Origin of the sequence: Streptomyces sp. NPDC096013, from assembly GCF_044763565.1 — a bacterium.
Lineage (GTDB): Bacteria > Actinomycetota > Actinomycetes > Streptomycetales > Streptomycetaceae > Streptomyces.
This window is the reverse complement of sequence record NZ_JBIWGK010000012.1, coordinates 1-23,214: the sequence shown is the minus strand read 5'-3', so window position 1 is coordinate 23,214 and position 23,214 is coordinate 1. Positions and strand designations below refer to the sequence as shown.

The following is a 23,214-nucleotide window of genomic DNA, read 5'->3' as shown; positions in this document are numbered from 1 at the left end:
CGGGAGCAAGGCTTCTTGGGGAGAAGACTGACAGCCAGGCCGCCCGCCTGCGCAAGGGTCCACGCGGTGGACGGCCGCCCGGTTTCGATGAGGATCGCTACAAGAAGCCCAACACCGTCGAGCGGGCGATCAACCGCCTGAAGCAGTCCCGGGCGGTCGCGCTACGACAAGCGCGGCTACGTCTATCTCGGCACCGCTACCGCCGCGGCCGTCGCTATCTGGCTCCGAACCTGAACTCCTACGCGACCCAGCAGTAGACGCTCTGGTTCTGGCGCCGGGCGCTACTGACAAGAGCAGCCAAATCACCCACGATCCCGTCCGCGATCTCGGTGTCGATGACCTCGCCGTCCTCCGCACGCCGCTGAGCCCACGCGGCAGCGACGTCACGCAACCTGGAGTGCTCCGCGTCCGCAAGTGCAGTGGTCAGGCGAGGCGAGAGCGCGAAGACGACGCACCCGTCGTTGTCTTGCCCAGCGACGATGCGAGGCTCACCGGCTTCGACGAGTTCCTCGAAGCTGCCGCCGGCCAGGAGGCATTCCCACTCGACCACGGCTTCTTCAGGATCGAACTTGCCGAAGGAGAGCGACTCGAATGCCTGTCCCGGCCCAGTCTTGAGAGCCAGGCCCGCTGACGTGTCGTCCGGCGCCGCGAAGAACTTCACGATGATGCTCACCGGGGCATCGTGCCCGACTACCCAAAGCCATGATCGGCCGGACAACTCCTACAGTAGTCGCTGTAATCGCTGTCTTGACGCCGGTTGTGGGGTTCGGTCCACTCCCGTGAGGCGAGGGGTGGGGTATGTCCCGCTTGGAACGCTGGGTTGAAGGCGTCGATTGATGAACGCCTCCTGCTCATCGGGGCGGGCATCGCCGTGAGCGTTTCATCAGTACGACGCCCGCTTCCGGTGCCGAGGGAGGCCGCGCCGCAGCCGAACTTGAGGTTGCGGTGGGTCGCGTATAACGGTGCCGCCGCCCCTCGGTCACTGCCAGGAGAGCCGTCCACCTGCCCAGCCTCGTGAGAGCGCGCGCGTGAACCCCGGTGGCACCACCCCCCCCGGGTCATCCGTTCGACAGGGGGATCAGCCATGCCGGGCCCGGAGGCCAGCGGCCCTCTTGCAGGACCGCGGAAGACGTAACGGGGGAGTCGCGGGCCCGGCCGGGTTGTTGGGGGTGGGTGCGCGGTTGTCGGGTTGCGGCCGGTGGGGTACGTGTCAGCTTCGCGGTGCCTGTTGGGCCGATGCGGGCAGTCGCCCGGCGAGGAGTTCCTCGGATCGGTCCCACAGGTCGCGGGCGAGATCGGCGTCCAGGGCCTGCGGGTTCTTGGGCGGCACGTCCTTGCGCTTGTAGTAGTAGGCCCCTGACCGCCAGTCCTTGCCAGGTGTGGTCTCGGCGAGCCACACGATCTGGTCCGCGCCCTGCTCGGGCGTGGACAGCAGGATGTTTCGTATGACGGGTTTGGTGCCGAGGAAACGGACCGTTCGCATGATCGCGCTGGTGGTGTCGGAGGCGAAGTTCGTGCGGACGTTGCCCGGGTAGAAGCAGGCTGCCGAGAGGCCGTCGGCGTGGTGGCGCCGGTGGAGTTCGGTCGTGAAGAGGATGTTCTCCAGCTTCGACGCGCCGTACGCGTGGACCGGGTCGTAGGAGCGGTCGTGGTCCAGGTCGTCGAGATGGATTTCCTTGGCGAACCGCACCGTGCTCGAGGTCTGGAGCACCGACGCCCGCGAGGCGATGAGGACGTCCAGGAGCAGCCGTGTCAGCAGGTACGGCGCGAGGTGATTGACCTGGAAGGTCTTCTCGAAGCCGTCCACGGTCTTGGTCCGGGTGCCGAACACCCCTCCGGCGTTGTTGGCGAGCACGTCGATCCGCGGGTACGCGGCGCGCAGTTCGGCAGCGAGACGTTCGACGTCGTCGAGGCGGGTGAAGTCGGCGACGAAACTGTCGGCCCCGATTTCCGCGGCGACGGTGCGGGTCTTCTCGGCGGAGCGGCCCACGACGACTACGGTCTGCCCGTCCGCGTGCAGCTTCCGCGCCGCTGCTGCCCCGATGCCGTCGCTCGCGCCCGTGACGACGACCACCTTGGTGTCACTCATCGCTTGTCACTCCTCCTGGATTGGCACCACGTCCCATGAGTGAGACACAGTACCAATAATGGCTAGTAGTACCGTGAGGAGATGAATCCGGACCGAACCGCAGGCGGCGCACGAGCGCGGGCGCGCCAGGCCCTGCGCGCCGAGGTGGCCGTGACCGTCCAGGACCTGGTCCTCGAACACGGCTACGAAGAGACGACGATCGACGACATCTGCGAAGCCGCCGAGATCTCGCGCAGCACGTTCTTCCGGTGCTTCCACTCCAAGGACGAGGCCCTCTTCGGCCCCACGGCCGACGCCCCCGAATACCTGCGGGACGCGCTCGCCGCCCGCCCGGCCGATGAAGCACCCTGGGTCGCGATCCGGCACGCGCTCACTCCGGTGATCGACCAGTACGAGGGCCACGACGAGCGCACCCGGCGCCTGACCCGCCTCATGGTGAACACGCCGGCGCTGACGGCCCGGCACCGCGAGAAGAACGCCCGCTGGCACGAACTCCTGCGCCCCGAGATCGCCCGCCGCCTGGGGGCCGACCCGGCCGACGCCGCCGACCCGCGCGCCGACGCCGTGATCGCCGCGGCACTGGGCTGCGTCGAGGCCACGCTGGCCGCATGGACCGCAACCGATCGGCCACGACCGCTGGCGGAGATCCTCGACCAGGCGATGGGGGTGGCATTCGTCCCCCAGCGGCAGGAGTAGGACCTCCGCTCACGATGCGGCCCCCTGGCCTCGACGACGGACGACCCCGCGGCCGTGGACCGCGACGGTGCAGGGTTCACGGTGCGTATGGAGGACGGAGCGCAGGTGGCCGCGGCTACCGTCGTGGCTGCCTCCGGGCTGTCCGGTCTGGCGCACATCCCGGACGAACTCGCCTCGCTGGCGTCGGACGGCCCGGATCCGGACGGCCTCGTCTCGCACACCAGCCGTGCACCAGGACCTCGCTCGCTACGGCGGGAAACCTCCTTACGCGGCTGATCCGCAGTGGGTGCACCCATTCGGTGCTCTCCCTCGCCGCCCACAACGAGCTGACCCACCGCATCTCTGAACTGGGCATCGACTCCTTGTTCTTACGGGCGACGGACGTACGGGCCCTTCCGCCAGGAGCAAGAAACAACCTCTGGCCAAACACCTCACCGCGCTGCGCCAGACGGTGGGAGACCGGTCGATCGCCCTCATCGGTGATGCCGTGGATGACATCCAGGCCGCGGTCGCGAATCGGGTTCACCCTGTGGCATACGCGGGAGGCTTGACACACCGCGACACTCTCCGGCGCGGCTGCGTCCCCGTCGCCGACACTCTTGCCGAGGCGTCTGCGCTTGCGGTGGAGTACGCGTACTCAGCCTGAACGGCACAGGATGTCGACAGCCCTGAGGCGGCCCAGCAGCCCGCGGATGTAGTCACGCATTCTGCGACGCGGCTCGACACGCTGGAAGCGGTGGCCGGTACGCAGGAACAGTTCCTCGAGTTCGTCATTCCAGATCTCAACTGCACGCTCGTCGATCACGTCGGGAGGCTGCCCGGACTGTTGCCACTATCAGCGGCGGCTGAACACGATCGAGGGGCGGACCGGGAAAGAGAACACAGGCCGCCGGCCAGCCCTCTACACTCACCCAAACCGCCCCTGAACAGGGAAAACAGCGAAGTGCTGCTGGAGTACTAGTGTGATGCGCCAGAAATCTCGCGCTTAAGTCTGTAGCCTATTTACATGTCGCCGGGACCCCGTGCTGTTGAAGTCAGGCTGTCCGATGCCGAGTTCGCCGAGTTGTCACGCTGGGCGGACGGGGCGGTAGAACCCCGTATCGCCGAGCGGGCGCGCATCATTTTGGCATGTGCGGCCGGGGCGCCGAATACGCGTGTGGCGGCGGATCTCAAGGTGACCGCCGACACGGTCAGGAAGTGGCGGTCGCGGTTTTCTGACCATCGGCTCGAGGGGCTGACGGACATGCTGCGGCCAGGCCGGCGCAAGGCAGAACTGGTACTCAGCGAGGACGAGCGGCATCAGTTGATGCGTTGGGCGAAGCGGGCGAAGACCGCCCAGTTCCTGGCCCTGCGGGCGAAGATCGTGCTGCGGTGCGCGGAGGGCGGGACGAACAAGCAGGTGGCGGCCGAACTCGGGGTGCGCGAGCAGTCGGTGAACCGCTGGCGGGCCCGGTTCGTCAAGCGGCGCCTGGACGGGCTGGTCGACGAGCCCCGTCCGGGGCGGCCGCCGTCCATCCTCCTCGACCAGGTCGAGGACGTTGTCGTCGCGACGCTGGAATCGACGCCGGGTAAGGACACGCACTGGTCGCGGGCCTCGATGGCCGAGCGCACCGGGCTGTCGAAGTCGACCATCGGGCGGATCTGGAAGAGGTTTGATCTCAAGCCGCACCTGCAGGATGCCTTCAAGCTCTCCACCGACCCGCAGTTCGTCGCCAAGGTCGTCGACGTCGTCGGGCTGTACCACCACCCGCCGGAGAAGGCGGTGGTGCTGTGCGTGGACGAGAAGTCCCAGATCCAGGTGCTGGACCGGTCCCAGCCGGTGCTGCCGATGATGCCGGGCATGCCCGAACGCCGTACCCACGACTATCTGCGGCACGGCATCACCAGCCTGTTCGCCGCCTTCAACATCGCCGACGGCACTGTCATATCGGCACTGCACCGCCGCCACCGGGCGATCGAGTTCAAGAAGTTCCTGGTCACGATCGACAAGGCGGTGCCGGCCGGCCTCGACGTCCATCTGGTCTGTGACAACTACGCCACCCACAACACCGCCGAGATCAAGACCTGGCTGGGCAAGCACCCCCGCTTCCACGTCCACTTCACCCCGACCGGCTCCTCCTGGATGAACCAGGTCGAGCGGTGGTTCGGCCTGTTGACCGACAAGCTCATCCGCCGCGGCGTCCACACGTCGGTGAAGGCCCTGGAGGACGACATCACCGCGTGGATCGACACTTGGAACGAGAACCCGCGGCCCTTCACCTGGACCAAGACCGCCGACGAGATCCTCGACTCTCTCGCCGACTACCTCACGAAGGTCACTCCACCGGTCAACAAAAACCAGGGAGAAACTTAAGCGCGAGATTTCTGGCGCATCACACTAGGAGTTGCTCGTCATCCAGTCCAAGAGGCGGAACGCCCGGTCGCTGTTTTCGCAGGGCGCGTACTGCGCGGTGACGAGCACGACGCCGAGGATCGCCAGTTGGGCGCCGAGCACCGTCCCGGCCCTGTCGGAGCCGTCCGCGCCTTGCTCTGCGGTCTTCATCGATGTTCTTCCCGTAGTTGAATCCTTTCCCCCACCCGACATGCAGCTACAGAAGTAGCTGCGCGTACCGGTTGACGAGGGGTTCGAGGTAGTCGACGTGCGGGCCGTCGAGCGCTTTGAGGTCGGCCGGGCGGCGGACGAAGGCGATCCGGTCGAGTTCGGGGGCCTGGCTAACGGCGGCGGTGGCGCGGAGGGCTGCGGTGAACCGGTCGTTGAGGGTTGTCGCGGGCTGCGGCGGGGCGGCGAAGTGGATGCCGATGTTGCCGTGGTTGCCGCGGCTGACGGCCCACAGGGTGAGGTCCTCGGGGGCGGTGTCGGCCCCGAGTTCTTCCTGGAGTTCACGCGCCGCGTTGTGGCGCAGTGCCGTCGTGTTCAGGGGCTGGCCGGCGTCGGGGTGCTCGACGGATCCGCCGGGCAGGTGCCAGCGGCCGGGGTGGGCGGTGGCGGTGGACATCTGGGCGACCAGCAGGGCGCCGTCGTCGGTGGGCTGGAGGACGTCGACGAACAGGGCGGGCAGGGCGCGGGCGCCGGGCACCCGGCGCAGGGCGAAGTTGCGGTAGGTGACGCGGGCCCATCCGACGACGAGTTCGTGGGGGCTGGGCTGGGTGAGGCTGGTGCAGGCGACGACGGGGCCGTCGAAGAGCGCGGGATTGTTGTGGGCCAGTTCGTCCCAGGCGCGGTCGCGTGCGGCCTGGTGTTCGGCGGACAGCCGCGGCGGTGGCTTCTCGATGAGGTGGAGCTCGGTGGCCTCGATGACGTCAACGGGTGGGTGCGTTGAGGGTTGGGTCACCGCCGAAGGCTGTCACAGCCGACACCCTGTTCTCACGGGGGTGTCGCTTTCGTTGGCGAAGTCGATCTCGTGGTGCGTTTGGTGACCGGGTGGTGGTTCAGAAGTGCTCGGCACATCAGGGTTCGTGTTCGGTGGTGCTGCGGATGAGAGTGGCCAGGCTCTGTTCGTCGGTGGCGTGGACACCGGCCATGCGGGCGGCGGCGGTGCTGCGGTAGCCGCCTGCGTACCAGAGGCCTGACTGTCGCCTGCGCTGTCGCCGTCATGTATTTGGAGGCCAGCAACATCCCCGTGGACCCCACCCGTGAGCAGTTCACCGCACTCGCCCACGAACTGAACACCTCCCCGCTGTATCGCCGACCGGATCGCCTCCCTCCTGCGTACCGGGGAACCCTGATCCCGGTCCGGGCGATGCCCGCCGTCGGCGTCATGCGCTCAGCAGCAGGGAGTCCCGCACAGCCCGGACGCGGCGGTGGGGAGCCAACTCGTTTCGGAGATCATCGAGCGCGTCCGACGGACGAGAGGAGTTGAGGAAGACGTTCTGCGAAAAGGCGTCCGTCGCCACGGCGCACGCGGTGTCCAGATCACCCAGTCGGAGATGGGCGCGCGCGGTTCGGGTGAGATAGAGGACGTGGTCGCGGGCGTATCCGTCGGCCGCGTACTGAACATGGCGTGCCTGCCCGAAGTGGCGCAGGGCGCGACGAGGGTCGTCGAGATCGAGCGCAGAAGACCCGGCGAGCATCTCGATCTCGCCCGGGTTGAGCCAGTACGACCACGGGGGGTCGTCGTCGTGGGGGCCGCGTGCGTATTCGGTGCGTGCGGTGTCCAGTTCGCGCCAGCACCCGGCGTGGTCGCCGGTCTTGGACAAGGCCCGGGCAGCGCGGGCGTGCAGCATCGACTTAACACGTGGCGTGGCGCACCGGAGGGTCGCGTCCTGGGCCGTGCGGACCAGGGCGACGGCGTCCTGGGGATTGCCCTCGGAGTAGACCTGGATCGCCATGAAGGCGAGGGTGTTGGCGCCGACCTGGTGGTCGTCGGCGCTGGCGGACGCGCGCAGTGCGGTGATGTAGAACCGCTGGGCGCGGGCATGGTGTCCGGAGTCGAACTGGAGCCAGCCGCACATCCGGGCGGACTCGGCGAGCAGTGACAGCAGCCGGTGTTCGAGCGGCCCGTGCTGACCGGTCCGTTTGGCCAGGCCTTCCAGAAGGTCGTACTCGGCGATGGCCGTCTGGCGGAGGCGGGTGCCTCCGAGGACGTCGTCGAGGCGGCGCAGGTCGTCCAGGCGCTGTTCCAGGGTGTCCAGCAGTTCCGGCGTCAGGCGGGTGTTCGTGGGGACGGCGCCCGCTAAGACGGCAGATGAGGCCCCGGCCGGTTCGGCGAGCGCGCGACTCCAGCTCGTCGCCACGCTGGTCAGCGCGGCTCCACTGGCGATGAGAAATCCCCGTCGATCCTGCATGGAGCCTCCCCGAGCAGCAGCGGCTACTGCTGCCACGGTACCCGTCAGGGTCCAGGGGCTGTCGAGAACGGGACGGTCGTCGGGGAATGCGAGCAGCAGGAAATCCGGCCAGCCGACCTCGGTGACGGCGGCGCGGGGGATGCCGTGGAGGTGGGCCATGGCGTACCGGGCGGGCATGTCGGGGGAGTTGACGCCGTTTTCCCAGCGGGAGATCTTCTGCCGGCTCTTGGCCATCCGGCCGTGGCCGAGGGCGCTGTGCACGTCGTCGAGCCGGTCGAGGTACTGCTCGCCGCTCAGCCCGAGTTCGGCGCGCAGAGCGGCCAGCGGGTGCGGTAGCAGCTGGTCGGACATCGTAAGTCCTCCTCCACACGCTCTCCTGATGTTCCGTCACCGTAGCCAGTCCCGCCCGTGCTGTGCAGAACTTCGGCGCACGGTCCGCAACACCTCCGCAACAGGCTTTTCCTTCCCGGCAGTTGGGTGCGCGCGGTGACATGAACGGCAGCCCCGATCCCCGAGCGAGGAGGGAGTGCCCATGCCCGGTCCGCCCCCGTTGGTGTCCGTGGTCGTCAGTGCCCGCGGGAACACCCAGAGCGTACGGAACCTGCTGGACGCCCTGGCCGTGCAGGCGCTGCCGGCTGCGCAGATGGAAGCCGTCGTTGTCGACAACGACCTGCCCGGCCCCGTCCGGCCGATCGCGGACGCGGTCTGCGACGGCACCTGGCCGTTCGCGGTGCGGGTGCTGTACGAGCCGACTCCCGGACTGAGCGCCGGCCGCAACCGCGGGATCTGCGCCGCCCGCGGCCGGTACGTCGCCATCACCGACCCGGACATCACCCCCGACCCCGGCTGGCTGCACGCCCTCGTCGCTGCGATCGAGGAGGAGCAGGTGTTCGCCGTCGGCGGCCGCACCGACGTCACCTACCCCGGCGGTCAGATCACCGCGCTGACGACGGCGCTGCGTGAGTGCCACGGTGCGGTGAAGTGGCCCGCAGGCCGGGAGATGGCCGTGTGGCCGTACTGGGTCACCGGCTGCAACCTGCTCTTCGACCGGCAGACCGCGCTGGACATCGGCCTGTTCCGCACCGACCTCGGGCGCCGGGGCCGGTGGATGGGGGACTGCGAGGACCTGGAGTTCATCGACCGGGCCCGTCAGGCAGGCCACCAGACCCTCATCGAGCCGGCCGCCCGCGCCTCCCACCCCGTCTACCGTCCGGAAACCACCCTCCGCTACTTCGTCCGCCAGGGCGCCGGACACGGCGTATGCGTGGCCCGCATGCACCTGAGCGTGACCGTGGAGCCCGCCGCTATCCAGGCCGGCTGCAGGGACGTGCACGCCGCCGCCGTCGGCCTCGCCGCCGGATGGACCTTCCTGGACCGCTCGCGCGCCGTCGAGGGTGCCCGCGACCTGGTGCGGATCGGCGCCTACCACCTCGAACGCGGTCGCCTGCGCCTTTTGGGCCGCCGTCCCATCGCCCTTGCCCAGTACGCCCCGAAGGAGCCCCTCCCATGGACGTGATAACGACCACCGGTCTGATGCCGGCCTCCGCCGTGCTGGGCACCGAAGTCGTCGAACGCAAGGGAGCCGGACACCCCGACACCCTCGCCGACGGTGTCGCCGAGGCGATCTCCCGCGCCTACAGCCGCTACTGCCTGGACGAACTCGGCGCGATCCTGCACCACAACACCGACAAGACGTCCCTGCTCGGCGGAGCCGCCGACGTCGCCTTCGGGCACGGCGAGCTCACCGCACCCATCCAGGTCCTGGTCAACGGGCGCATCACCACCGCCCTCGGCGCCCACGCCATCCCGGTTACGGACATCGTCACCACCGCCGCCCGCGACTACCTCGCCAGCGCGCTCCCCCTCCTGGACGTCAACCGGTGGGTAGAGGTACGGCCGCGGCTGAGCCAGGCATCTAGCCCCGGAGCCGTCCACGACCCGTCCGCCGCGCAGCACGAGGCCTCCCGCCAGCGGTGGTTCGCCCCGCGCAGCCTCGACGATCTCGCCGAACGCCACCGCATGTTCTCCAACGACAGCAGCGCCGGCGTCGCCTACTGGCCCCTCGGCATCGCCGAACAACTAGCCCTGGGCATTGAGGGACATCTCACGGAGGAGACGTTCCGCGCCGAACACCCCTGGTACGGCACCGACATCAAACTCATGGTCGTCAGGTACGGCCCGCGCGTACAGCTGACCGCGTGCGTACCGCAGATCGCCCGCGAAACAGCAGACCTGGACACCTACATCACCCGCCGCGCCCAGGCCCGCGACCTGATCACCGAACTCGCCGCCCAGATCGCCCCCCAGCATCACGTGAGCGTCTGCCTCAACACCCGCGACAACGACAGCAGGCCCGAGCTGTACCTGACGGCAACCGGCTCGTCGATCGAGTCCGGAGACGAAGGTGTTGTCGGCCGCGGCAACCGCGCCAACGGCCTGATCAGCATGCTCAGGCCATGGTCCGCCGAAGGCGTATCCGGCAAGAACCCCGTCTACCACGTCGGCAAGCTCTACAACCTGGCCGCCGCCGAGGTCGCACGCCGCCTGTACGAGGAGAGCGGTCAGGACTGTGCGGTCGCCCTGGTCTCCCAGTCCGGCCGGGACCTGACCGACCCCTGGCAGGCGATCGTGCAGGCCTCCGGCACCAGCCCCATCGGCGCCGCCCGCGTCCGGCGCGTGGTCGCCGACGTGCTGGAGGAGCTGCCGGCGCTTCGCCAGCAGCTCCTCGACGGCAAGCTGGCCACCGCGTGAACACCCACCGCGTCACCGATCTCGCCGGGCCCCCGTTCGTGCCCTGCCTCAACCCGGCCACCCTCTCCGGTATCCCGCTGGAACAGTTCCTCGCCCTGGCCGCGGGAGCCGGATTCCCCACCGTCGAGGTCTCCATCCAACAGGCCCAGGCTCACGGCACCAGCCGGCTGCGTGACCTCCTGCAGGAGCTCGGCGTGACCGTGGCGGCCTCAAGCGGCATCCTGCCCGCCGGACCCGTCCTGCCCGCCCCGCTGCTGTCCGGCCCGGACACCTACCGCACCTGTCTCGACGGCCTCGACGAACGCCTGGAAGCCATGGCGGCACTGGGGTGCACCGTCGCGACGACCGTCCTCAACCCCCGCTCCCCGCTTCCCGGCGCCGAGGCACGGGCCGTCGCACGCGTGCGGATCGCCCAACTCGCCAGCGCCGCCGCCCGACACGGCGTACAGCTCGCTGTGGAAACGGTCAGCGTGCAGGCCGCACTGCCGCCCGAACTGGACGGCCCGGACCCGGTCCTGGGCACTCTTCCCCAACTCGCCGAACTCCTCGACGAGACCTCCGCCGACGCGGCCGGTGTTCTGGTGGACTCCTTCCACTGGGCCGCCGCCGGCGCGGACCCCGCACACATCAGCAGCCTCAGCCCGCACCGCATCACGCACGTGCAGATCGCCGATCTCCCCGCCGGTTGCGCCGAGCGCGAGCTCACCGACAGCCGGCGTCTGTTCCCCGGCGACGGCGCCATCGACTGGCGCAGCTTCGCCCACGCACTCACCCAGGCCGGGTACGCCGGGCCGGTGTCAGTGGAGCTGTTCAACCCGAAGCTGCGAGCGCTGCCCGCAGGCGAAATCGCCCGCAAGTCCCACCACGCGGCCACCGGCTGCTGGATCCCCGCGGAGGCACCCCGATGACCCCCACCCCTGCTGGCCGGCCATGGCGGCTCGCCGTGGCCGGATGCGGCGCCGCCGCCTTCGGCCTCCACCTCCCACTGCTCACGGCCTCCACCGCGTTCGACGTGGTCGCCGTCGCAGACCGGGACGTAACCCGGGCCCGCAGCGCGCAGCGCCGGTTCGCCGTCCCCCGCACCGCGACCCGGGTCGGCGACCTGCTGAGCGAGGCCGACGTCCTGGTCATCCTGACCGGCGTGCACGATGACCTCATCGAGGAGGCCCTCGACGCCGGCGTCCACGTCGTCACCGAGAAACCCGTCTGCCTCGACCCGAAACGGACCCGCACGCTCGCCGCCCGGGCCAAGGACGCCGGCCTGCTGCTGGAAGTCGGCGCGATGCGCGCACACGACCCAGCCCTGCACGCCGCCCTCGCCCACGTACCCGAGCCCACCGGCGGCTGGCTGGTGAAGGCCGACGGCGTCGACGAAGCCGCGCGCCGTCGTCTTCTCCCGCCCGGTTTCGCCCCATACACCTTCGCCCAGGACCCTCCCCAGCCCCTCCCCGACCACCTCGCGCCGCACCAGGTGACGGCTCTGCAGATCCTGCTGTGGCAGGGCTACCACCTGCTGACCGCTCTCGTCCTGGCGGTCCCCGGCACCACCGCAGTCTCGTGCGGCCTCGATCCCGCCGGACAGTCCGTCCACGCCCTCCTGCACGGCCCCAGTGGTGAGCCATTCACCCTGGTCATCAGCGCCACCCCGGCCGGGGTCTTCCGCGAGCAGATCCATCTCGCCGACCAGACGGCGGCTGCCACAGTCGACTTCGCCCGCCCTTACGAAACGGCCGCCGCCACCCAGGTGACCACCACCGTCGGCAGCCAGCGCGGCTTCGGTGACCCGTTCGCGGCCATGTGGAACGCCGTCGACGCCCGCCTGTCCGGCCAGCACCCGGCCGACCTGCCGACCAGCGCCGACCTCGCACTGCGCGTCGAGGAGCTCGCCCTCGCCCTGGCCGGCCTTGCCCGCACCGGCACAACCGCACGGAAGGACACGTGATCGTGGCCCACGACGCCCCCGTACTGGTCCTGGACGGTCCGCCCGGAGCGGGCAAGACCTCGCTGCTCGCCCACATGGTCTGCGCCCTGGGCGACGACACCGTCTGGTTCACCGAACCCAACGCTCGCCTGGCGACGGGCCTGTCCATGCCCGTGCATCCCAGCCCGGCCGGACACACCCTCTGGTTCCTGCGGCACGAGTTCGACAAGGCCCGCGCCGCGCGACGCCTGGTCGTCGACCCGGCCACGAGCTTGCTCATCTCCGACCGTAACCACCTCGGTGCCCTCGCCTACTGCTACGCCACCCGCGCCGAGGACTCCCTGCCCTACCGCACCGCCCGAGACTTCTACGCCCGCCGCATCGCGCCCGCACTCCCCGAGACCGTGCTCACCGCCATCCTCCTGGTGAGTCCCGCACAGAGCCTGGCCCGCCGCGGCAACGTAGCCGAACTTCCTCGCTGGAAACAGTGGTTCGACCAAGGGCTCCTGGAGCGGCTGCACACCTTCTATACGGACATTGCCCCCACGCTGTGCCCGACCCCACCGGTGATCATCGACACCGACGGCGCCACCCGGGAAGCCGTCCTCGCCCAGGTCGCAGGCATCCTCGCGGACGTCGGCCCCGCCGAGACCGCACGGCGCCTCACCTCCGTCGCCGCTCCCACCCTCCGGCCGTCCCTGGACGAGCAGTTCGCCGACACCTACATGCGCCTGGGCGGACTGGAAGCATTCGGCCACCCCTTCACCCCGGCGATCGAACACCGCGGCGGCACCGTCCAGCTGTGCCAGCTCGGCGCCCTACACCGCGACCCGGCCGGCCGCACCCGGCTGTGGAACCCGCTCGCCGACCCCGACCGGAGGGCCGCCTGATGAAACGCACACCCTGCGTCGTCGGCATCAACCTCGGCCACGACGGCGGCGCCGCCCTCATCACCGACACCGTGATGGTCGCGATCGGCGAAGAGCGACTCAACCGCACCCGCTACAGCCCCGGCTGGGAAGCGTCCCTGCTGTATTGCCTGCGCGCCGCCAACCTCGCCCTCGACGACATCGACCTGGTCGCCGTCAGCGGCATCGGCCGCACCCGGCCCGCCCCCACCGAGACCGGTCTGACCCATCTAGGGATCGACCTGAGCCGCATCGCCCCGGTCGACCACCACCTCAGCCACGCCTACACCGCCTACTGCCTCAGCCCGTACGAGACGGCGACCGTGCTGGTCGTCGACGGCGGCGGCAACAACAACGACACGGAGACCCACTACGCCGCCACCCCCGACGGAATCGAACGTCTCGGCGGCAACCCGCCCACCCGACCGCGTGCGGGCGGGATCGGCGCGACGTACGAAGCGTTCACCAACTGGCTGGGCTGGCATGAGCAGGAGGCTGGCAAGACCATGGCGCTCGCCTCGTACGGAGACCCCAGCCTCTACCTCGCCCCGCTCTTCGACGTCGTCAACACCCAGGTCCACGGACGCCTCACCCGCACCCACGCACCCGGCATCGCCGATCTCGCGGCACGGACCGGCTTCGACTTCGGCCCGTACGACAGCCGCGGCGCGCACGAGCTCGGAACGAACGCGGCCGCATACGTCCAGGGCGAGACCGAGCGTGCCCTGTGCAGGCTCGCCGAGCAGACCATCGCCGCGACCGGGCTGGGCAACCTGTGCTTCGCCGGCGGCGTGGCCCTCAACTGCGTCGCCGCCGACAAGATCCACCGCCTGATCGCAGTCACCGGCTACTTCGCCCCGCCTGCCGCCAGCGACCGCGGTCAGGCCCTCGGCTGCGCCCTGTATGCCTGGCACCGGTTCACCGGAGACCTGCCCCGGCGGCCGCTGTCCAGCGACTACTTCGGCCGCGACTACACGAGCGAGGAGATCGAGCAGGCCCTGCGCCGCGATCCGCCCTCCGGTTTGGTCGAACGCCGCCGGACACCGTTCACATGGCGGCGCGAGAGCGACATCGCCCGCACGGCCGCCCAGATGATCGCCGACGGGAAGATCATCGGCTGGTTCCAGGGCGGCAGCGAGCTCGGACCCCGCGCATTGGGCGCCCGCAGCATCCTCGCCGACCCCCGCACCACGGCCAGCTCCCACGCCCTGAATGAAAGGATCAAGCACCGCGAAGCGTTCCGGCCATTCGCACCGAGCATCCTTGCCGACCATGCCGGCGCCTGGTTCGACCTCGACGTGCTCAGCCCGTTCATGCTGCTCGCCCCGCCCGTACGCCCCGATCATGCCGACAAGATCGCCGGAGTCGTGCACGTCGACGGCACCGCCCGGGTCCAGACCGTCGACCCAGCCACCGCGCCCGCCTACGGCGCGCTGATCGAGCACTTCCACCAGCTCACCGGCGTGCCCGTTGTCCTGAACACCTCCTTCAACGACCGCGAGCCCATCGTCGAAAGCCCCGCCGACGCGCTCGCCACGTTCCAGGCCTGTGACCTGGACGCGGCGTGTATCGGCTCCTACCTCGTCGAGCGGTCCTGACTCCCTTCCAGGGACTGCCACACTGGAGGACATGACGACCTCCCCGCCGCTGAGGAAAGCTGCCCGCGCCATCCTGGTCGACGCCGACGATCGCGTCCTGTTGCTGCGGTACGACGAGAGTGGTGGCTTCTGGGCCACACCGGGCGGCTCACTGGAGCCGGGGGAGGACGACACCACGGCAACGCTCCGCGAGCTGCACGAGGAACTCGGTATCGACGAGCGGGCTGTCGAACTGGGCGTGCAGCTTGCCGAGCGCAGCAAGGACCACCTGGTGGGCGGACACCCGGTCCGCCAGGTGGAGAAGTACTTCCTCGCCCGCGTCGACGCGGGCGCCGTCGATCCGGCCCGTGCAACGCAGCCCGACAACATCCGCGAATACCGCTGGTGGACTGTTCCCGACCTGCGCTGCACCGAGGAGACGGTCTATCCCGTAGGCCTTGCCGAGCTGATCGCCCGCGTCCGTGCTGGCCGCATCCCCCAGCATCCCGTCGTGCTGGACTGATTCCTGACCGCCCGCTGCCAGTGGTGCCATCCGCGCAGCGGTCAGGTCAGCTCGGCCAGGACGTCGGCCATGGAACGGTAGGTGTCGCGCACTCCGTCGTTGTTGTGGAGCCGGTACCGCTCCAGACGGACTGCGCCGAGGTGGCGGGCTTCGTAGACGAGGGCGCGCCAGATAGCGGCCGGGGAGGAATCACGGGCGCCGTAGGTGTTCCAGAAGGCAGTGCGCTCGTCTGTCTTCGCGCTGGCCATGCGGATGGTCCAGTCAGCAGCCGGGTCGCCGAACAGGGTGCGGTCCAGGTCGATAACGCCACTGATCACCGGCGTGGGGGTGGGAGCGAGCAGCGTGTTGACGGTCCACAGATCGCCAGTGAGCAGCCGGGGCTCGGTGATCTCGTTCAGGACCTTGTGGTGTTCGGCCGCGAGGTCGGCGGCCTTGCGTACGTCTGAGGCGTCCAGCCCGACGCGGCTGACATCGTCCGCGATGGCGGACAGGGATGCCAGCACGGCCTCGCTCCACGTGGCGTGGCCGGGGCCGGCGACGGGCCCGAAAAGCGGGCCGGATACGGCGTGGAGGTGCTTCGTGATCGTGCCGAGCTGGGCGAAGAACCCCGGCCAGAGGTGGCGGGGGTAGTCGTCGAGGCGGTCAGGGGCGGGCGTGCCGCCGAGGTGGCTCTGCACCATCCAGTCCCGGCCGGTGATCTCCTGGGACCAGTCGGCGGCCAGGACCCGCGGAACGAGGTCGGCGATGGGTGCGAGGAAGGGGGCGGTGGCGTACTCGTTGCGCATCAGCTCGTGCTCGCTGCCGAACTGCTGGTTCGGAGCGGGGGCGATGCGCAGGATGACCGGCCCGTCGAGGCCTTCCGCCACGAGCCGGTAGGTGTTGTTGTACATGCCCCCTCCCAGCTCGACCACCGAGGTGACGCGGACGGCGCGGCCGAAGGCTCGAAGTGCGATCGCTTCGACGTCCTCGGCCGTAACGGGCTGCTGAAAGGCTTCGGGGGCGCGGGGGATAGGGCAGAAGTCCATGACGCTCCTTATACGGCCTGTGCGGGGGCCGGGTGGCTCTCACGTGCTCGCTGTTCGCCAGGTCGGCAGTGGTCCCGCGTGCTTCGCGCCGCGCGGGTTCAGAGCGGGACGCCGTCGCAGTCGACGTAGCCGTCCGGGCCGAGGTGGGGTTCGAAGCAGCCCGCGTGCGCCGCGTCGTGATCGTCGCTGTCGTCGCCCGGGACCGCGTGCCGGGGGAGGAAGGCGCCGGCGTGGGCTGCGGCCTCGATCCGGCTTCCGTACGGCTCGGGGACTGACCGCTGGTGTGGTCGGCTCCTGTGGCCTCCAACACGAACCCTCCCTCGCCGGGGAGTTGGGCGATCTCGGCGAGGCCCCCGCCGAGCCGCAGCTCGAACGGTTCGCCTTCGCCGCTGGTGTCGTCGTGTTTACTCACGGCACCGGGCCAGCGCAGCCGCGCTGCCTGTTCCCTTGCAACGACGCTGGCCCTCGATACCGGAAGTAGTTTCATGCCTTCTGTGGACGACGTCACCTCATCGTGGACCAGAATCGTCAGATGGCTGGAGAACAACGCCCCCGCCAGTGCACAGGCACTCAACCCTCCGGCAACGGATGCCGACATCCGACACCTGAACGACATCCTGGGCTTCCGCATACCCCAGGCCCTCGAATCCTGGCTACGCCTGAACAACGGCAGCACCGCGAAGGACTCCAGAGCCCCAATCCCCGGAGGGTTCCGGCTCATCCCCCACATAGACTCCAGCATCTTCCCGGGTGGTGAGGTATTCCTCGATTGCCAGCGCATCATCAACCAGCATCAGGATTGCCTTCGCATCGCCGCTGACATCGGCGACGAGGAGTGGTGGAAGCCGTCCTGGATACCCGTCCTGGTGCAGCCGGACGCACACTACGGGCTGATCCTGGTGGCCGGGCAGCGGGACGGAACCGCCCCTCTGCTGGCCTATCGCGAGACCGGTTACGCCAAGCACTTCACCTCATCGCTGGAAGAGTTGCTGACTGCCGTAGCCGATGCGCTGGAGCACGACCAGGAAAACACCGCGCTAACGCGCGGGTACCGGGCGTCCGTCCACGACGGTCGGCTGCTCTGGCACTGATCCCCAATGCCAGCAGTGCGCGGCGATGCGCCCTACGTGCATCATCAGCTCTGTCCAGCGGTGTTACATGCTTGATCTGACCTGCTCGTGATCAAGATGGAAGAGGCTCCGTGTCGTGTTCTCTTCGGAAGAGCTAAAACCGAAGCTTGCCTGCTCGCTTCGTATTCAGGTGCTAGCTCAAAACTTGCGAGTTAATTTCCCTGCCTTTCAGAGCCAATAATCGACCTCTGTGATATAGGCAGAACAGAGCATGGGTTCAGGCAGTCTGCCAGTAAGTGAAGCCGAGTGACGTGAGTCCTTCGGCCTGGCAGAGGCAGTCAGAGGGACCTCCTACCTCGGTTTGAAGGAGCTGGTAAGCGGCTCCGTTGTCCTGTCCCCAATACATCGCGGCACGCCACAGAAGACGTCCCAGTCCCTTGCCGCGATGCTCCTGGAGGACGCCGAAGTACTGCGGCATCAACTGAGGGGTGCCGATCGCGTCGGGCCGAATCTCCATGGGGCCGATGGCGCCGGCCACTCCGCCGCCCACGACGACGGTCAGCACCGGGCCGATGGTCCCAGCCTGCATCTGCTTGTAAAGGAAGGTGAAGCCGTCGGCTGCCGTTTGCTCGGCGAAGGCGGCGAAGGTGTCTCGTACTCCCGCTGGCCACTTGTCGAAGAGACGGACCGGGCCATCGGGTGCCAGGCACAAGGCCGTCCTGAAGTCCTGGAGTTGGATGCGCGTACCGCGCCCGTCTGATGCTTCGGGACCGAGGAAACGCACGATCCGTGCCTTGCCTGCGCTGTGCTCGGCGGCCAGCTTCTGAGCCAGCTCCGTGGCGGCGTAGACGCTGTCGGGCTCGATGCCGTACACATGGACCTTGACCATGCCGGAGCCTCGCTGGGACAGCGTGGGAATCAATGTCTCACCGGGTCGGTGAACAATGTGCTCGACGAGAACGGTCTCGTCTTTGCTGTCGGACCAGCGGATGTCCTTGTCGTAGCGCAGGAACCAGCGGTCGGTGGAGGCCGCGATCAGGGTGTCTGTGAACAAGTCTTCGGTGAGGACGGACGGGTGTACCGGTCCGATCGTCGGCACGTAGGGCGCCGACACCACTGGACGTAGCCAGTCCCAGCGGAATCGCATGTGCTCAGGGTACTCATCTCGTGCTCGTGGCTCAGGCTCCGACGCGGATCCGCCAGGGCCTGAGCGCAGATGACCGGAAGGGTTCGGTCAGTTCGGGTTGTCGTCGCCGGCCGCGGAGGAACAGGCGCTCCCCTCCATCAAGGCGTCGGCATCCATCTCAATGACGAGCGCCGTGGTTGCGACGAGGGTGGTGGGCAGAGCCGGACGGATAGCCAGCGGGGGGAGTGTAAAACTAACGGCGGATCCGACGATCATGGGAGAGACGTCAAGTGACTGACACCGCCGTGGAGTTGGAGACCGTGGAACCTGTCGAGAGTGCCCCATCCAGGCAGCCTGCACCCGTGTCCGATGAGCAACTGGTCGCGATGCTGGTGGAACGGGCCCGGTCGGAGGGCTTGCAGCTGACCGGGCAGGGCGGGCTGCTGCAGCAGCTGACCAAGCGGGTCCTGGAATCTGCCCTGGAAGGCGAGATCACCGATCACCTCGGCTACGAACGTCACGATGCTGTCGGTCGAGGCAGCGGCAACTCCCGCAACGGGAGCCGGGCCAAGACCGTGCTGACCGACGTCGGGCCGGTGGAAGTAGAGGTGCCCCGCGACACTGCCACCATGAACATTCAGTTCGTCGGGATAGATCCCGAGACCGACGAGGACGGATGCCCCACAGTCTGGGTGGACACCAGCACGGACGATCTGCTGATCCAGAGCTACCAGGCCGACGACGAGACGACCGCGACCTGTGACGCGTTGTCCCCGGCTGGGGCGCCGATCCCGTGCGGCGAGACCGTCATCAGGGTCCCGGCCCGTATGATTCCGATCATCAGGAAGGCGTGCGATGAGCTCGGTTCCGGAGTTCGCTGAACTCCTCTCCGGTACCAGGCAGTCCGCCGCCCATCTGGAGATGAGGGACGCATACTTCACCAATCCGCGCTTCGAAGCCTGGCGGGACGGCCGGCGCGTCGACTGGGACGACCGGGGTTCCTGGTGGCGTCCCTACCACCAGAACATCGCGGACGCTGTCGCCCGCGGTGTGCATGTGCGGCGCGTCAGGATCGTGTCCCAGCCGGTCACCGACTACATCGCGTGGGAGCACTACCAGACCCGCGCCAACGTGGAAGCGGGCGAGGATGTGCGCTGGCTTCCCCGGCACCGCGCGTGGGACTTGCTCGTCCCGGGCACCGACCTTTGGATCTTCGACGGGCGCCTGATGCGGATCCACCACTTCTCCGGTGACGGCGAATGGATCGGCAAGGAACTCTGCGACGAGGGCAGCACGGTCTCCCGGCACGCGAGCGCATACGAACGGATCTGGGAACGGGCCACCCCCCACGACCAGTACGAGGTCAGGGTCAAGTAACCGTCCATGTCCACATTTCCCACGCCCGGCGTGCAGGAAGCACGCGCAGCTCTCGCGGCCCGGCTGCGGGAGCTGCGCCTGGACGCGGGCATTACCGGCAAGGAACTCGCCCGTCTCGCGGGCTGGTCCGTCGCCAAGTCGTCGAGGATCGAGAACGCCGTGACCGCGCCGGCCGACGCCGACATCCGCATCTGGTGTGCGGCCTGCGGCGCGCACGGCCAGGCGGACGACCTCATCGCCGCCAACCGTCAAGCCGACTCTCTGTACCTGCAGTGGAAGCGGCTCCAGCGGACCGGCATGAAGCAGTTGGCGGAGACCTCGGCCAGGCTGTACGAGCGCACCCGCCAGTTCCGCGTGTACGCCTCCCACGTTGTGCCCGGCTACCTGCAGACATCCGGTTACGCGACGGCACTGATGCGCACGATCGCGGACTTCCGCGGTACCCCGGACGACGTGGCGGAGGCGGTCGAGGTCCGCATGCGCCGCGCACGCGTGATCCACGAGGGAGACCACCGGTTCGCGACCCTGGTCGAGGAGAGCGTCCTTCATCACCGGATCGGCGATCAGGACGTGATGGCCGGCCAGCTCGGCAACCTGCTGGCCGCTATGTCCCTGCCGTCAATGTCACTCGGCATCATCCCGGCCACGGCAGCGCGGGAGGCGGTCGTGTGGCCGCTGGAGCAGTTCACGGTGTTCGACGACTCGCGGATCCATGTGGAGTTGCTTGCCGCGAAGGTGACCGTGACGGCGCCGGGCGAACTGGACATGTACTTGCGGGCGTTCGCCCGGCTGACGGAACTGGCCGTGTACGGGGCTGATGCGCGGGCTCTGATCGTGAAGGCCATCGACGCCCTGAGCTGACCCCGTCCTCGCCTCCTACATCCAGTGGTTAGGGTCGCGGTACCCGAGCTGGAGAGGTAGCCGCATGGACCCCGAGATCGTGATCGCGCAGACGACGGGTGACGACAAGGAGCTGGCGGAGTCCCTCGCCAGAGGCGCTGTTGAGAGCAAGCTGGCGGCGGGCGTTCACATCGATGCGCCCATCGCGGCCTTCTACCGGTGGCAGGGGAAGGTCGAAGCGGCTCAGGAGTGGCGGATCTCTTACATGACGTCGGCGGATCGCCTCCCCGCACTGGAGGCGTGGCTGCAGGAGAGGCACCCGTACGACGTGCCCCAGTGGGTCACGCTGCCTGTGACCGGTGGGTCGGAGGCGTACTTGTCCTGGGTCGTCGACGAGACGCGTCCGTAGTAGAGGTCACCACCTCAGCGCCTCGCTCTCGCCGGGCCTGTGCGCTTGGACGCTTCATAGTGTCGCGAACGTCAGCAGGTGGGGGGCAAGGTCATACTCGGTGTCGGGGAGCTCGGCGGCTGTGGCCTGCGCCCGCTGATGGCCCACGGTGTTGGGCTTTGGCTGTCCTTGTGTATGTGTCGGGCTGGCCCGGTATTGCGTGAGTTGTTCGTCTGGGCCCTGGATGCGCAGGCTTTTGGCTGGGGCTCCGCCGAGCGACTGTTCCCGGGTGCCGAACCTGTTACCTGCTTGCAGAGGCTTGTGTGGGCGGAAGCGGGCCTGCTGCCGGGTGGGGCCGCTCATGCGACTGCGGGAGGTCTGCTCGTCGTGTGCTGTGTGCTTCTTGGGTGCGGAGGGTCTTTGAGTCTTACGTGACTCTGACCGTGCAGGTGCATCGTGGTGCTGCAGTGGCATTGTGCGGCACTGTGGATTGTGTTCGACGCCGGTTGTGCTGGGCGTTGCGACGGCAGAGGGAATCGGCAGCTGTGGGGGAGGCGTCCCGGGCGGGTCTCGGGGCGTCTCGCTGCAAGTCCGGGTGCGCGGCGGATGCCGTCGCGTGCCTTACGGCAGTGTCGAGCCGGTTCCGGTGTGCAGGCGTACGAAGGGAATGGCCCTGCTGGCCTGTCGGCCTGCCGGAACCGGGTATGGGCGCTGTCTGGAGCGGAACCTGTGAACGTGCGGGGCGGCGCCGTCCGCGGGGGCGGTCGAGCGTGGCCGGTCATGATTTCGGCTGCGTTTCCCGGTGGGAGTAGGTGGGCCGTGATGCTCTGGTGGTGATTGTCCGCCAGCGGTGACGGATTGCGGACTGGCGCGCTGATGCGGTAGCTGGCACTGGCACTGGCACTGGCCTCCGACGCCGGCCGCTATGAGGACACTGGGCTTTGGAGGGTGGTGACCTTGTATCAGTCAGGCGTGCGCGGTTTGGATGGTGTTCGTCGAGTGGGTGCACGGGGAGTAGATCTGGGAATGAGCGTCAGTGAGTTCCTGCCAGCGGCCGGTGTTCTGGGGCGTGGCCTGGAACGCCTTGGCGATGTTGTTCGTGACTTTGACGCAGGCGTTGGGATCGGGTGCCATCCAGTTGTCGGCGAGGTTGTGGGCTGTGTCGGTCATTGCTTTGTGTGTGGTGGTGTGTTCGTGAGGTCGGCTGCGGGTCTCCCGGGAGGGTTCCTGATGGCCGGGGTGTCGCCGTTGTCCAGGGTGAGCTCTGCCCTGAGTCGTGGGTGAGGACGGCTGGTCGTTACTCTGCGGGTGGGAGATGGTGTCTGGGTGATTGACCGTGAATTCGCTGTCCGGCTGGTGGAGTTGCAGCTGGAGCGTGAGTGTCCGGGGCAGTTGCTGGTGGCCCATGTTGAAGAGCACGAACTGGCGTGGGTTGTCTCTTACCAGTCGGCGGAGTATGTGCGGACGGGTGATCCTTCCCATCTGCTGGTGGGTAGTGGTCCGTTTCTCGTTGATCGTGTGGATGGCGGGCTGCATTCGATCGGGGTGGTGTCTGCGGTCACTGGAGCGTGGGAGTCGGACTACCGGTCCCGTATCCGGGGGATGGCGGTGCGAACGGCGGTCGATGACCTGCACGACGAGCTACGCCAGACGACAGCAACTCGCGGTCGGATCTTCGCTATGCATGTGCTGCGTCGGAAGGTTCCGGCGCTTGCGCACGCGGAGGCCATCGAATACGTAGATGCTCTGCGGAGCGGTTCGCCATCGGCTCATCTCGTGGCGGTCGCTGCCAGGACCCTCGTTCCGGAGCTGGACCCCGTCCTCGGCGTCCGCACCATCCAGCCTGGGCGAGACACCGCCGGCTGAGCTCAAGCCGCCGGCTGGTAGTCCGGATAACGACGACACTGGCCGGCACCAGGTCAATTTCGCCCAGCCCGCTGTTTCTCGGGTTCGCTGTTGCTGTTGCTGTCGCTGTCGCTGCCGTCGTTGTCTTCGTGTCCGTTGTCGCTGTCTGCGCTGGTGTCGCCGCTCTGTGTGCTGACTGTGTTGGTGGTGGTGAGGTGGGTGATGTTGGGGGTGAGGTTGAGGGTGGTGAGGGTGGCGGGGTGGGTGATGGTGGGGAGGGTGTGTTTGAGGAG

Annotated in this window: 24 protein-coding genes and 2 pseudogenes; 16 read left to right on the top strand and 10 right to left on the bottom strand. The window is 68.4% G+C overall.

Going from position 1 to position 23,214, the window contains the following annotated elements; translation table 11 throughout:
* Window positions 1-238: 238 nt before the first annotated feature.
* Both ACIRB1_RS33115 and ACIRB1_RS33110 read right to left on the bottom strand, forming a co-directional pair.
* Window positions 239-673 (bottom strand): hypothetical protein, encoded by a 435-nt coding sequence (locus tag ACIRB1_RS33115; RefSeq protein WP_403467975.1) that lies wholly within the window; start codon window positions 671-673, stop codon window positions 239-241.
* A 537-nt stretch (window positions 674-1,210) separates the two neighbouring features.
* Entirely contained in the window at window positions 1,211-2,089 is an 879-nt protein-coding gene (locus tag ACIRB1_RS33110; protein WP_403467974.1) for an SDR family NAD(P)-dependent oxidoreductase, read from the bottom strand.
* Window positions 2,090-2,170: 81 nt separating this feature from the next.
* Here ACIRB1_RS33110 and ACIRB1_RS33105 point away from each other — a divergent pair, with 81 nt between their 5' ends.
* Complete coding sequence (locus tag ACIRB1_RS33105; protein ID WP_403467973.1) at window positions 2,171-2,785, top strand: TetR/AcrR family transcriptional regulator; 615 nt, start codon at window positions 2,171-2,173, stop codon at window positions 2,783-2,785.
* A gap of 637 nt (window positions 2,786-3,422) precedes the next feature.
* Here ACIRB1_RS33105 and ACIRB1_RS33100 read toward each other — a convergent pair.
* Window positions 3,423-3,590 carry a hypothetical protein gene (locus ACIRB1_RS33100; RefSeq protein WP_403467972.1) on the bottom strand — a complete coding sequence of 56 codons (168 nt, stop codon included), beginning with the start codon at window positions 3,588-3,590 and terminating at the stop codon, window positions 3,423-3,425.
* Between the two features lie 201 nt (window positions 3,591-3,791).
* Between ACIRB1_RS33100 and ACIRB1_RS33095 the strand changes: the two genes are divergently transcribed.
* On the top strand, window positions 3,792-5,138 hold the full coding sequence (locus ACIRB1_RS33095) for an IS630 family transposase (protein WP_403467971.1): 1,347 nt from the start codon (window positions 3,792-3,794) through the stop codon (window positions 5,136-5,138).
* A 24-nt stretch (window positions 5,139-5,162) separates the two neighbouring features.
* On the opposite strand, the gene ACIRB1_RS33090 is transcribed toward ACIRB1_RS33095, so the two are convergent.
* From ACIRB1_RS33090 to ACIRB1_RS33080, 3 genes are all read right to left on the bottom strand, one after another.
* Complete coding sequence (locus ACIRB1_RS33090) at window positions 5,163-5,327, bottom strand: hypothetical protein (protein ID WP_403467970.1); 165 nt, start codon at window positions 5,325-5,327, stop codon at window positions 5,163-5,165.
* A gap of 46 nt (window positions 5,328-5,373) precedes the next feature.
* A complete protein-coding gene (locus tag ACIRB1_RS33085; protein WP_403467969.1) occupies window positions 5,374-6,117 on the bottom strand; it encodes an NUDIX domain-containing protein in 744 nt (247 codons plus the stop codon).
* A 424-nt stretch (window positions 6,118-6,541) separates the two neighbouring features.
* On the bottom strand, window positions 6,542-7,921 hold the full coding sequence (locus ACIRB1_RS33080) for a transcriptional regulator (RefSeq protein ID WP_403467968.1): 1,380 nt from the start codon (window positions 7,919-7,921) through the stop codon (window positions 6,542-6,544).
* Between the two features lie 181 nt (window positions 7,922-8,102).
* On the opposite strand from ACIRB1_RS33080, the gene ACIRB1_RS33075 reads away from it, so the two are divergent.
* From ACIRB1_RS33075 to ACIRB1_RS33045, 7 genes are read left to right on the top strand one after another with little or no spacing between them, the layout of a single operon-like run.
* Window positions 8,103-9,086, top strand: coding sequence for a glycosyltransferase (locus tag ACIRB1_RS33075; protein ID WP_403467967.1), 984 nt, complete (start codon window positions 8,103-8,105; stop codon window positions 9,084-9,086).
* Window positions 9,077-10,321, top strand: coding sequence for a methionine adenosyltransferase (locus ACIRB1_RS33070; protein ID WP_403467966.1), 1,245 nt, complete (start codon window positions 9,077-9,079; stop codon window positions 10,319-10,321). The genes ACIRB1_RS33075 and ACIRB1_RS33070 overlap by 10 nt, the downstream gene beginning before the upstream one ends.
* Window positions 10,318-11,229 carry a sugar phosphate isomerase/epimerase family protein gene (locus ACIRB1_RS33065; protein WP_403467965.1) on the top strand — a complete coding sequence of 304 codons (912 nt, stop codon included), beginning with the start codon at window positions 10,318-10,320 and terminating at the stop codon, window positions 11,227-11,229. Before ACIRB1_RS33070 ends, ACIRB1_RS33065 begins: the two co-directional genes overlap by 4 nt.
* A complete protein-coding gene (locus ACIRB1_RS33060) occupies window positions 11,226-12,263 on the top strand; it encodes a Gfo/Idh/MocA family protein (protein ID WP_403467964.1) in 1,038 nt (345 codons plus the stop codon). Before ACIRB1_RS33065 ends, ACIRB1_RS33060 begins: the two co-directional genes overlap by 4 nt.
* Before the next feature lie 2 nt (window positions 12,264-12,265).
* Entirely contained in the window at window positions 12,266-13,132 is an 867-nt protein-coding gene (locus ACIRB1_RS33055; protein WP_403467963.1) for a hypothetical protein, read from the top strand.
* A complete protein-coding gene (locus ACIRB1_RS33050) occupies window positions 13,132-14,748 on the top strand; it encodes a carbamoyltransferase (protein ID WP_403467962.1) in 1,617 nt (538 codons plus the stop codon). The genes ACIRB1_RS33055 and ACIRB1_RS33050 overlap by 1 nt, the downstream gene beginning before the upstream one ends.
* Window positions 14,749-14,779: 31 nt before the next feature.
* Window positions 14,780-15,250, top strand: a complete 471-nt coding sequence (locus tag ACIRB1_RS33045) for an NUDIX hydrolase (protein ID WP_403467961.1) — start codon at window positions 14,780-14,782, stop codon at window positions 15,248-15,250.
* A gap of 41 nt (window positions 15,251-15,291) precedes the next feature.
* Here ACIRB1_RS33045 and ACIRB1_RS33040 read toward each other — a convergent pair whose 3' ends face one another.
* Window positions 15,292-16,275, bottom strand: a complete 984-nt coding sequence (locus tag ACIRB1_RS33040) for a phosphotransferase family protein (RefSeq protein ID WP_403467960.1) — start codon at window positions 16,273-16,275, stop codon at window positions 15,292-15,294.
* 494 nt (window positions 16,276-16,769) lie between these two features.
* Here ACIRB1_RS33040 and ACIRB1_RS33035 point away from each other — a divergent pair, with 494 nt between their 5' ends.
* Window positions 16,770-17,366 carry an SMI1/KNR4 family protein gene (locus tag ACIRB1_RS33035; protein ID WP_403467959.1) on the top strand — a complete coding sequence of 199 codons (597 nt, stop codon included), beginning with the start codon at window positions 16,770-16,772 and terminating at the stop codon, window positions 17,364-17,366.
* Between the two features lie 256 nt (window positions 17,367-17,622).
* Here ACIRB1_RS33035 and ACIRB1_RS33030 read toward each other — a convergent pair whose 3' ends face one another.
* Window positions 17,623-18,492 (bottom strand): GNAT family N-acetyltransferase, encoded by an 870-nt coding sequence (locus tag ACIRB1_RS33030; RefSeq protein WP_403467958.1) that lies wholly within the window; start codon window positions 18,490-18,492, stop codon window positions 17,623-17,625.
* Window positions 18,493-18,857: 365 nt separating this feature from the next.
* Between ACIRB1_RS33030 and ACIRB1_RS33025 the strand changes: the two are divergent.
* From ACIRB1_RS33025 to cutA, 5 genes and pseudogenes are all read left to right on the top strand, one after another.
* Window positions 18,858-19,097: pseudogene (locus ACIRB1_RS33025) on the top strand (transposase); the annotation flags it as partial.
* A 3-nt stretch (window positions 19,098-19,100) separates the two neighbouring features.
* Entirely contained in the window at window positions 19,101-19,352 is a 252-nt protein-coding gene (locus ACIRB1_RS33020; protein ID WP_403468188.1) for a hypothetical protein, read from the top strand.
* On the top strand, window positions 19,327-19,848 hold the full coding sequence (locus ACIRB1_RS33015; RefSeq protein WP_403467957.1) for a DUF6879 family protein: 522 nt from the start codon (window positions 19,327-19,329) through the stop codon (window positions 19,846-19,848). The genes ACIRB1_RS33020 and ACIRB1_RS33015 overlap by 26 nt, the downstream gene beginning before the upstream one ends.
* Window positions 19,849-19,854: 6 nt before the next feature.
* Complete coding sequence (locus ACIRB1_RS33010) at window positions 19,855-20,709, top strand: helix-turn-helix domain-containing protein (RefSeq protein WP_403467956.1); 855 nt, start codon at window positions 19,855-19,857, stop codon at window positions 20,707-20,709.
* A 64-nt stretch (window positions 20,710-20,773) separates the two neighbouring features.
* Window positions 20,774-21,097, top strand: coding sequence for a divalent-cation tolerance protein CutA (gene cutA / locus ACIRB1_RS33005; protein ID WP_403467955.1), 324 nt, complete (start codon window positions 20,774-20,776; stop codon window positions 21,095-21,097).
* A 945-nt stretch (window positions 21,098-22,042) separates the two neighbouring features.
* On the opposite strand, the gene ACIRB1_RS33000 is transcribed toward cutA, so the two are convergent.
* Window positions 22,043-22,246, bottom strand: a complete 204-nt coding sequence (locus tag ACIRB1_RS33000; RefSeq protein ID WP_403467954.1) for a hypothetical protein — start codon at window positions 22,244-22,246, stop codon at window positions 22,043-22,045.
* Between the two features lie 156 nt (window positions 22,247-22,402).
* Here ACIRB1_RS33000 and ACIRB1_RS32995 point away from each other — a divergent pair, with 156 nt between their 5' ends.
* Entirely contained in the window at window positions 22,403-22,942 is a 540-nt protein-coding gene (locus ACIRB1_RS32995; RefSeq protein WP_403467953.1) for a YrhB domain-containing protein, read from the top strand.
* A 53-nt stretch (window positions 22,943-22,995) separates the two neighbouring features.
* Here ACIRB1_RS32995 and ACIRB1_RS32990 read toward each other — a convergent pair.
* Window positions 22,996-23,214: pseudogene (locus ACIRB1_RS32990) on the bottom strand (hypothetical protein); the annotation flags it as partial.

What these genes read in the sequence shown, in the direction of transcription:
- ACIRB1_RS33070 (WP_403467966.1), top strand. Translation starts at nt 9,077, where the DNA reads ATGGACGTGATAACGACCACCGGTCTGATGCCGGCCTCCGCCGTGCTG.
- ACIRB1_RS33060 (WP_403467964.1), top strand. Translation starts at nt 11,226, where the DNA reads ATGACCCCCACCCCTGCTGGCCGGCCATGGCGGCTCGCCGTGGCCGGA.
- ACIRB1_RS33020 (WP_403468188.1), top strand. Translation starts at nt 19,101, where the DNA reads ATGAACATTCAGTTCGTCGGGATAGATCCCGAGACCGACGAGGACGGA.
- ACIRB1_RS33015 (WP_403467957.1), top strand. Translation starts at nt 19,327, where the DNA reads ATGAGCTCGGTTCCGGAGTTCGCTGAACTCCTCTCCGGTACCAGGCAG.
- ACIRB1_RS33080 (WP_403467968.1), bottom strand. Translation starts at nt 7,921, where the DNA reads ATGTCCGACCAGCTGCTACCGCACCCGCTGGCCGCTCTGCGCGCCGAA.
- ACIRB1_RS33090 (WP_403467970.1), bottom strand. Translation starts at nt 5,327, where the DNA reads ATGAAGACCGCAGAGCAAGGCGCGGACGGCTCCGACAGGGCCGGGACG.
- ACIRB1_RS33040 (WP_403467960.1), bottom strand. Translation starts at nt 16,275, where the DNA reads ATGGACTTCTGCCCTATCCCCCGCGCCCCCGAAGCCTTTCAGCAGCCC.
- ACIRB1_RS33045 (WP_403467961.1), top strand. Translation starts at nt 14,780, where the DNA reads ATGACGACCTCCCCGCCGCTGAGGAAAGCTGCCCGCGCCATCCTGGTC.
- ACIRB1_RS33075 (WP_403467967.1), top strand. Translation starts at nt 8,103, where the DNA reads ATGCCCGGTCCGCCCCCGTTGGTGTCCGTGGTCGTCAGTGCCCGCGGG.
- ACIRB1_RS33110 (WP_403467974.1), bottom strand. Translation starts at nt 2,089, where the DNA reads ATGAGTGACACCAAGGTGGTCGTCGTCACGGGCGCGAGCGACGGCATC.
- ACIRB1_RS33030 (WP_403467958.1), bottom strand. Translation starts at nt 18,492, where the DNA reads ATGCGATTCCGCTGGGACTGGCTACGTCCAGTGGTGTCGGCGCCCTAC.
- ACIRB1_RS33095 (WP_403467971.1), top strand. Translation starts at nt 3,792, where the DNA reads ATGTCGCCGGGACCCCGTGCTGTTGAAGTCAGGCTGTCCGATGCCGAG.
- cutA (WP_403467955.1), top strand. Translation starts at nt 20,774, where the DNA reads ATGGACCCCGAGATCGTGATCGCGCAGACGACGGGTGACGACAAGGAG.
- ACIRB1_RS33010 (WP_403467956.1), top strand. Translation starts at nt 19,855, where the DNA reads ATGTCCACATTTCCCACGCCCGGCGTGCAGGAAGCACGCGCAGCTCTC.
- ACIRB1_RS33000 (WP_403467954.1), bottom strand. Translation starts at nt 22,246, where the DNA reads ATGACCGACACAGCCCACAACCTCGCCGACAACTGGATGGCACCCGAT.
- ACIRB1_RS33105 (WP_403467973.1), top strand. Translation starts at nt 2,171, where the DNA reads ATGAATCCGGACCGAACCGCAGGCGGCGCACGAGCGCGGGCGCGCCAG.
- ACIRB1_RS33050 (WP_403467962.1), top strand. Translation starts at nt 13,132, where the DNA reads ATGAAACGCACACCCTGCGTCGTCGGCATCAACCTCGGCCACGACGGC.